Origin of the sequence: Kitasatospora sp. NPDC001539 (assembly GCF_040298565.1) — a bacterium.
Taxonomy (GTDB): Bacteria; Actinomycetota; Actinomycetes; order Streptomycetales; family Streptomycetaceae; genus Kitasatospora.
In genome coordinates, this window is sequence record NZ_JBEPAK010000305.1 from 1 (window position 1) to 7,322 (window position 7,322).

Here is a 7,322-nt window from a genome sequence, read left to right on the forward strand (position 1 = left end):
GCGCGGTCCCGGGGGAAGCCCTCCGACATGCACAGCAGGAGGCCGTCCGCGGAGACCACCACGGTGTGGGACACCCCGGGGGTGTTGTCCACGAAGTTGGTGATCAGCCAGTTCAGGTTCTGTGCGGCCTGGCTCATCTGGTTCAACTCAACGCTCCTGGTGATCTGCGCCGTTGCCGTCGCTCCGGCCACCGAAACTATCGAATCCGGGCTGCTGGGCACCATGCTGGAGGCCCGGCTGGTTGGCGGCCTGCTCGGCACCGGCCCGGCGGCCCTGCTGGATGCCCCGGCGCAGGTTGGTCAGCCGGCCGCGGACCTCCTCGGGGGCCCGGGAGACCTGAGGACCGGTCAGCGGTGCGGCCTCGGCGGTGCCGGAGACCAGGTTGGCCTGCGGGGTCCGGCGGGGGAGGCCGGACATCGTGACGCCGCTGGTCGAGGGCTCGCGGACCTGCTCGGCACGGCGCCAGCGCTCGTCGTTCGCGGACGGACGCCACGGCGCCTCGCCGAGGCCCGGCTGCGGCTGCTGCGGGGCCTGCTGCGGAGCCGGAGCCTGCTGCGGGGCCTGCTGCTGGAAGTCCGGCGCGGACGTGCCGGGCCGACGCGGCTGGTACGGGCGCGGCCGGGCCTGCTGCGGATCCTGCGGGTGGGCCGCACCCTGCTGCGGGTACCAGGACTGACCCCCGGCCGCCTCGGACGGCCCGGTCGGCAGCGCCATCGGCTCCTGCCGCTGCCGCTGCTGCGGCTGGACGGGGGCCTGCTCCGGGCGCGGCTGGGGCTGCTGCTGGGCCGGGTTCGCCACGTCGGGCAGCACGGGCTCCACCAGGCCGAGGCCCAGCGGGTCGCGCGGGTCGATCTGGCTGGCCTCGAAGCGGGGCCGGGCGAACTGCTGGGTGCTCTCCACCGACGCCGGCTCGGCCGACGGCAGCGGCTGGGCCGGCTGCTGGGGCGGCAGCTGCGGCTGGGCCTGGGTCTGCTGCACCTGCTGCGGCTGGGCCTGCTGGGGCTGGGCCTGCTGCTGGGCCTGCTGCTGGGGCGGCAGCTGGGGCTGGCGGTCGCGGCGCGGCGCGTCCGGGCCGGGCCGCTGCGGACGGCGCTGGCCCTGCGGACCCTGCGGACCCTGCGGACCGTGCTGGGCGGGGGCGCCCGGACCCTGACGGCCCGGAGCCCGCTGGGGCAGGCCGTCCTGCGGACGGTTGCCCGGACGGGCGCCCTGCTGCGGCGCGCCGGGGCCGCCCGGGCGGCCGTGCTGCGGCTGCTCGCCGGTCCGCGGGCCCGGAGCACCGTCGAACTCGCCGCCGGCCTGCGGGCGGCCCTGACCGCGGCGGGGCAGGCCGTTCATGCCGCCCTTCGGCGGGCCCTGGCGGCCGGGGCCGCGCTGCGGCAGGCCGCCCTGCGGCGCCTGCTGCGGCTGGCCCTGCTGCTGGGCCGGGGCGTGCTGGGCGGAGGCCTGCGGAGCCGGGGCCTGCTGGGCCTGCGCCGGCTGACCGGCGGCCGGGTTCTCGCGCAGCGACTGGCCGACCTGGCGGGTCGGCAGGCCGCCAAAGCGGCCGCCGGGCGCACCCGGGCCGTTCGGCGCGGCGGGAGCGGCCGGGCCGCCCTGGCCGAGCTGCGGACGGCCGCCCTGCGGGGCACCGCCGGCCGGGCCCTGGCCGAGCGCGGCCGGGCCGCCCTGGCGGCCGGGCGGGACCTGGCGCTGCTGGCGCGGCGTCGGGGCGACCCCGCGCTGCTGCTTGCCCGGGCCGGGGCGGCCGGCCCCGCGCCGCTCGGCGGAGTTGGTGACGTCGACGGGGAGCATGACCAGGGCGGTGGTGCCGCCGGAGTCGCTCGGACGCAGCTGGATCCGGATGCCGTGTCGCAGGGACAGGCGGCCGACCACGAAGAGGCCCATGCGGCGGGAGACGGAGACGTCCACCGTCGGCGGGTTGGCGAGGCGCTCGTTGATCTCGGCGAGGTCGTCCGGGCTCAGGCCGATGCCGGTGTCGTGGATCTCGATGAGCACCCGGCCGTCCGGCAGCGCGTGGCCGGTGACCCGGACGCGGGTCTGCGGGCTGGAGAACGAGGTGGCGTTCTCCAGCAGCTCGGCGAGCAGGTGGACGAGGTCGTTGACGACGCGGCCGGCGACCTCGGCCGACGGCACGGCGGCGAGCTCGATGCGCTCGTACTGCTCCACCTCGGAGGCGGCGGCGCGGAGCACGTCGACCAGCGGAACGGGCCTGGTCCAGCGGCGGCCCGGGTCCTCACCGGCGAGGACGAGGAGGTTCTCACCGTTGCGGCGCATGCGGGTCGCGAGGTGGTCCAGCTTGAACAGGTTGGCCAGCTGGTCCGGGTCGGCCTCGCGGCTCTCCAGCTCGGAGATCAGCGACAGCTGGCGCTGGATGAGGCCCTGGCTGCGGCGCGACAGGTTGGTGAACATCGCGTTGATGTTGCCGCGCAGGAGGGCCTGCTCGGCGGCGAGGCGGACGGCCTCGCTGTGCACCATGTCGAAGGCGTGCGCCACGTGGCCGATCTCGTCGGTCGAGTCGACGGCGACCGGCTCGACCGTGGTGTCGACGTCGTGCGGGTCGCTCTCGGAGAGCGTCTTGACCAGCTCGGGCAGGCGCCGCTCGGCGACGTCCTCGGCCGCGGCCTGGAGGCGGGTCAGCGAGCGCACCATCGAGCGGGCGATCAGACCGGCGCCACCGAGGGCGACGAGCAGCACCAGGGCGACGGCGGCACCGATGATCAGGGCCTCGGTGTCGGCCTGGGACTGGAGGTCCTGTGCCTTTCCGTCGAGGTCCTCGATCAGCTTGGACTCGATCCGGCGCTCGGCGGTGATCTTGGCGCTGGCCTTCTCGTACCAGTCCTTGTACGAGACCGGCTCGGTCTGGTGGATGCCGCTGGGCTGGAGGATCGAACGCGAGTAGCGGTCGGCGTCGGCGACCACCGAGTTGTAGCTGAGCTGGCCGCGCAGGTTGTCGAGGTCGTGCGCGGTGTAGATGTTGTTGAAACTCGTCAGCGCGTTGTCGTACGAGGTGCGCAGGCGGATGCCGAAGGACTCGTCACTGGGGCTGAGGTCGGGGCCCTTGGGGTTGGCCAGACCGGCGCTGATCAGCGCGCGCTGCTGCGAGGTGGCGTCCTTGGCCAGCGAGAACTGCTGCAGCGCGCGGGTGGAGACCAGCAGGTCCTTGTTGTTCGAGGCGAGCGCGATGTCCTGGGTGATGGACAGCAGGTCGCGGATGATCACGTCGTAGGCGGTGATCGTCGCCTGGATGTTCTGGCTGTTCTGGTACGGCGTGTTGCGGGCGTCGGCGATGGAGTTCAGGTCCTTGCGGATCTGGAACAGCAGCGCCTTCCCGCCGGAGAGTTCGAGGTTCTCGAACTTGTCCGAGGAGGCGGTGAAGGTGCGGCTCAGGTCGTCGGTGGCCTTGCGGGCCGTGACGATGTCGTCGTCCAGCGGGTCGTTCGGACGGTTGGTGATGAAGCCGGCGCTGATGTCGCGCTCGGTCTGCAGCGCGTCCGCGAGGTTGGTCGCCTTCTTGGCCAGGTCCGACAGGTTGGCCATCTGGGCGAGTTGCTGCGAGTTCTCGAGCGAGGTCTGGATGCGCAGACCACCGAGGATCAGCGAGACCAGCACCGGGAGCGCGAGCAGGGCGATCAGGCGGGTGCGGATGCGCCAGTTGCGCATCGCGAGCCGGCTCAGACCGGTGGCGCGGCGCCTGGTCAGGGTGGTGCGGAGCTTGTCCCGGGCGGACTTGCGGTCCTGGCCGTCCTCCTCCGGTCGGCCGGGGCCCTCGGGCGTCACCGGGTCGGCCGGGCCGCCGGGGGCCGCCGCCTGCTGGGGGGCTGCCACAGGCTCGCGCGACTCCGGGTCACCCGCGGCGCCGCTACCCCTTTTGAAACGTCCCTGCACTGGCGTCGCAACCTCTGGACCGGGCGTCCCGCCGCGTCGCCACGGCCTGGACGGTGTCGAGTTTCCATCCGCACCCCGGCCGGTCCGGGAGAGCGGGTCGCCGGGGTGGACTGCTCCCTACCCACGGTCCGTGGCATTCCAGCACAGCCGGGGAATCCCAACAAGGCCCGCCGGAGCGAGTCGCCGGGTACTACCGAACGCATGCGCCGTTTCACGGACTGTGCGGTAACCGGACCGGAATACCGCCTTTTTCGGACACTCGCCGGATACATGCCAACCAGGCCCTAGATCGAAAAGAGTCACAGACCTGGTGGAATGACCGACATGGGCGGAATGTCGGGAAATTCCGTTGCGGCGATATGTCGGATATCTGTGATTTGCTCATGAATTTGTGAGCAAAATCACAGGCCAATGTGTAGCTTTGGTCACGGTCTCTGTGGAAAGAGATCTCGTAACCTGGCTGTCTCCGGAGCACGGCCCCGATCAGCCTGCCCAGAACCCCTCCGAATCAATCGGAACCATTCAGGCCGGTGCCCCTCCCGCGCGGAGCCGCCCGGCCGTGACCACGAGGTGCTCTCGATGTCCCTGGCGAAGAAGGCCACCAAGTCCACGCTGTCCTGCCGCAACACGGCGAACCCGCGCCGGACCACGCTGGCCTCGGTCGAGGACTTCAGCAAGATCCCGGGCGCCCGCAAGCCCGAGGACGTCGTCACGTACTCCACCGAGCTGCCGGCCAGCACGGCCAACCCGCGCCGCACCCAGCTGATGGTCGCCCCGGTGATCACCCCCCGGGACTGACCCGGCCGCCGCTCCGCCGAGGGCGCCGCGGACCCCGCACCGGGATCCGCGGCGCCCTCGTCGTCCTCCGGAGCCGGACGCTTCCCGCCCCAACCGCGCTGAACAGGGGCAAAGCGGTCGGCAGGGGCCCCACGCGATAGCCTGGACGACGATTGACGGGGCCGCGCCCACGGAGGGCGAGGCGCCCAGCAGCGCCCGGGGGCGCCCCGGGCGGCCGACGAAGCGAGGGGTAGCCCAGCCGTGCGCATTGCCAGGTTTTCCGTCCGGGAAGGGAGCCCTGCCGCCGGCAGCGTCTCCTTCGGCGTGGTCGAGGGGGACCCTTCCCAGCCCGACTCGCTGGTCGTCCACGCGCTGGCCGGCCACCCGTTCGGCCAGCCCCAGCCCACCGGCGAGAGCTACCGCTTCCAGGACGTCCGGCTGCTCAGCCCGATGCTGCCCAACAAGATCGTGGCGGTCGGCCGCAACTACGCGGCGCACGCCGCCGAGCTGGGCAACGACGTCCCGGACGTCCCGCTGACCTTCTTCAAGCCCTCCACCTCGGTGATCGGCCCGACCGAGAGCATCGCGTACCCGCCGTTCTCCTCGGACGTCCACCACGAGGCCGAACTCGCCGTGGTGATCGGCCGGATGTGCCGCGAGGTGCCGCTGGACCGGGTGCCCGAGGTGATCCTCGGCTACACCTGCGCCAACGACGTCACCGCCCGGGACGTCCAGCAGCGCGAGGGCCAGTGGGCCCGGGCCAAGGGCTTCGACACCGCGTGCCCGCTCGGCCCGTGGATCGAGACCGACCTCGACCCCGGCGACCTCGCCATCACCTGCACGGTCAACGGGGAGCTCCGCCAGACCGGCCGCACCTCCCTGATGGTCCGCTCGGTCGCCGAGCTGATCGTCCACATCTCCGAGGCCATGACGCTGCTGCCCGGCGACGTCATCCTCACCGGCACGCCCGCAGGGGTGGGCCCCCTCAACGTCGGCGACGAGGTCGCCGTCTCCATCGAAGGCATCGGCACTCTCACCAACAAGGTGATCAAGCGTGGCTAACACTGACCCGGCCGTCCGGGTTCGCTTCTGTCCCTCCCCGACCGGCAACCCCCACGTGGGCCTGGTCCGCACCGCCCTCTTCAACTGGGCCTTCGCCCGCCACAACGGCGGCACGCTGGTCTTCCGGATCGAGGACACCGACTCCGCCCGCGACTCCGAGGAGTCGTACGAGCAGCTGCTCGACGCCATGCGCTGGCTCGGCTTCGACTGGGACGAGGGCCCGGAGGTCGGCGGCCCGCACGCGCCGTACCGCCAGTCGCAGCGGATGGACATCTACGCCGACGTCGCCCGCCGCCTGCACGAGGCCGGCCACGCCTACCACTGCTACTGCAGCACCGAGGAGCTCGACGCCCGCCGCGAGGCCGCCCGCGCGGCCGGCAAGCCCTCCGGCTACGACGGCCACTGCCGCGACCTGACCGAGGACCAGATCGCGGTCTACAAGCTGGAGAAGCGCGAGCCGATCCTGCGCTTCCGGATGCCCGACAGCACCATCACCTTCGACGACCTGGTCCGCGGCACCCTGACCTTCGAGCCGGAGAACGTGCCCGACTACGGCATCGTCCGGGCCAACGGCGCCCCGCTGTACACCCTGGTCAACCCGGTGGACGACGCCCTGATGGGCATCACCCACGTGCTGCGCGGCGAGGACCTGCTCTCCTCCACTCCGCGGCAGATCGCGCTGTACGCCGCGCTCGCCGAGATCGGCGTCGGCAACGGCACCACCCCGCGCTTCGGCCACCTGCCGTACGTGATGGGCGAGGGCAACAAGAAGCTCTCCAAGCGCGACCCGCAGTCCTCGCTCAACCTGTACCGCGAGCGCGGCTTCATCCCCGAGGGCCTGCTCAACTACCTGTCCCTGCTGGGCTGGTCGCTGGCGGAGGACCGCGACATCTTCGGCATCGACGAGATGGTCGCCGCCTTCGACATCACCAAGGTCAACGCCAACCCGGCCCGCTTCGACCTGAAGAAGTGCGAGGCGATCAACGCCGAGCACGTCCGCAAGCTGGCCCCGGACGACTTCGCGCGCCGACTGGTGCCGTTCCTGCAGGCCGCCGGCCTGCTGCCGGCCGAGCCGACCGCCGAGCAGCTGGACCTGCTCGCCAAGGTCGCCCCGCTCACCCAGGAGCGGATGGTCGTGCTGAGCGAGATCGTCAACATGGCCGGCTTCCTGTTCGTCGACCCGGCCGACTTCACCGTCGACCCGGACGACGCCGCCAAGGTGCTCAACGCCGACGCCCGCCCGGTGCTGGAGGCCAGCATCAAGGCGCTGGAGGAGCTCGCGGACTTCACCCCGGAGCCGATCCAGGCCGCGCTGCGCGAGGCCCTGGTGGAAGGCCTGGGCATCAAGCCCAAGTTCGCGTTCACGCCGCTGCGGGTGGCCGTCACGGGGCGCCGGGTCTCCCCGCCGCTGTTCGAGTCGATGGAGCTGCTCGGCCGCCCCGAGACGCTGCGCCGGCTGCGCTCCGCCCTGGACGCCCTGCCCGCCGCCTAGGGCGTGGACGCCCTGCCCGCCCCCCGAGGCGCCCGGCGGATCCCCGGGCGCCCGCCCGGTGGACGCCCTGCCTGAGCGGCCCCGAGGGGCCGCTGAGCAGGCC

Annotated in this window: 5 protein-coding genes; 3 read left to right on the plus strand and 2 right to left on the minus strand. The window is 72.7% G+C overall.

The window, feature by feature from the left end; all coding sequences use genetic code 11:
- Positions 1-137, minus strand: a 137-nt coding sequence (locus tag ABT247_RS29950; RefSeq protein ID WP_329882915.1) for a roadblock/LC7 domain-containing protein, incomplete at its 3' end; no start/stop codon positions are given.
- 10 nt (positions 138-147) lie between these two features.
- Positions 148-3,828 carry a nitrate- and nitrite sensing domain-containing protein gene (locus ABT247_RS29955; protein ID WP_350748701.1) on the minus strand — a complete coding sequence of 1,227 codons (3,681 nt, stop codon included), beginning with the start codon at positions 3,826-3,828 and terminating at the stop codon, positions 148-150.
- A 639-nt stretch (positions 3,829-4,467) separates the two neighbouring features.
- Between ABT247_RS29955 and ABT247_RS29960 the strand changes: the two genes are divergently transcribed.
- The 3 genes from ABT247_RS29960 (at position 4,468) to gltX (ending at position 7,219) form a co-directional block, all read left to right on the plus strand.
- A complete protein-coding gene (locus ABT247_RS29960; RefSeq protein WP_350748704.1) occupies positions 4,468-4,686 on the plus strand; it encodes a hypothetical protein in 219 nt (72 codons plus the stop codon).
- A 240-nt stretch (positions 4,687-4,926) separates the two neighbouring features.
- Positions 4,927-5,727: a fumarylacetoacetate hydrolase family protein gene (locus tag ABT247_RS29965; RefSeq protein ID WP_350748707.1), complete on the plus strand. Its 801-nt coding sequence runs from the start codon at positions 4,927-4,929 to the stop codon at positions 5,725-5,727.
- Complete coding sequence (gene gltX / locus ABT247_RS29970) at positions 5,720-7,219, plus strand: glutamate--tRNA ligase (RefSeq protein ID WP_350748710.1); 1,500 nt, start codon at positions 5,720-5,722, stop codon at positions 7,217-7,219. The genes ABT247_RS29965 and gltX overlap by 8 nt, the downstream gene beginning before the upstream one ends.
- The last annotated feature ends 103 nt before the right edge of the window (positions 7,220-7,322 follow it).